Annotated in this window: 1 protein-coding gene and 1 pseudogene; both read right to left on the bottom strand. The window is 59.9% G+C overall.

Annotated elements, in window-relative coordinates:
- Window positions 1-596: pseudogene (locus HMPREF0980_RS18385) on the bottom strand (hypothetical protein); the annotation flags it as partial.
- Between the two features lie 135 nt (window positions 597-731).
- Window positions 732-857: a hypothetical protein gene (locus HMPREF0980_RS19640; RefSeq protein ID WP_255351354.1), complete on the bottom strand. Its 126-nt coding sequence runs from the start codon at window positions 855-857 to the stop codon at window positions 732-734.
- Window positions 858-911: the final 54 nt, after the last annotated feature.

Below are 911 nucleotides of genomic sequence, written 5' to 3'. Positions count from 1 at the left end.
TGGTGCAGCCAGTAAAACGCATCTTTCCCGATGCTCGTCACGCTATCATCAAACACGACCGACCGAATCGCCTCGTAGCGGCCGGTTTCTTCCACAGCGATGCCGGTATCATCCCGCCACGCCGTCGTGCCAGCATCGGTCTTGACGGCCAGCTCGCCGGTATTCGGATTGAAGGCGTAATCGTTGTTGTCGATGGTACCGTTGCGCGCGCCGTTCACCGCCAAGGCAAGCCGGCAGTCCCCCTCGTGGTTCTCGGCAAGGGTGCAGCCCTCGGTCGCCGCGCAAAGCACTTCGCTATCGGCGGGCGTTTGCGTGTCCTCTTGCGGCAGCCCGCCGCACTCGTTGTTGTGCTGGTGGGTGCAGGGCTGCTCCGCCACGGCGGCCACATGCCCGCAGCCGTCCTCGTGAGCGTCGCCCGCACACTCCATATCGCAGGGCTGCCCCTCCACGGCGGCCGCATGGCCGCAGCTATCGTCATGGACGTGATTGCAGCCCTTCCCTGCGGCGTAGGCCATGCGGTCGAGGGGAAGCACGGACAGCAGCAGGAAGAGGCAAAGCCCCAGCGCCAGCAGCCGGTTTGTCTTTCTTGGTTTCATCTGGTATTCCTCCTTTTCCTGATTGTTAACTGCTCCCTAAACGCGCAGACAGGCGCTTGCCCTCCTGATAGCAGAAGGGCAAGCGCCTGTCTGGGTGGGGAATGGTTCCCCTTTTGGTATGATAAAAGGACAGACTTATTCTGTCTGTCTGTCTGTCTGTCTGTCTGTCTGTCTGTCTGTCTGTCTGTCTGTCTGTCTGTCTGTCTGTCTGTCTGTCTGTCTGTCTGTCTGTCTGTCACGAATTATATCGCGTCTGCTCAACTGTCAACCCCCTTGAGAAAATTCTTAAAGCCGCCGTTCTCCGCGCCGTGCGCG

Origin of the sequence: Dorea sp. D27, assembly GCF_001185345.1 — a bacterium.
In the GTDB taxonomy this organism is placed as follows: Bacteria; Bacillota; Clostridia; order Lachnospirales; family Lachnospiraceae; genus Extibacter.
The sequence above is the reverse complement of the archived record's forward strand: the minus strand, read 5'-3'. Positions and strand labels throughout refer to the sequence as shown.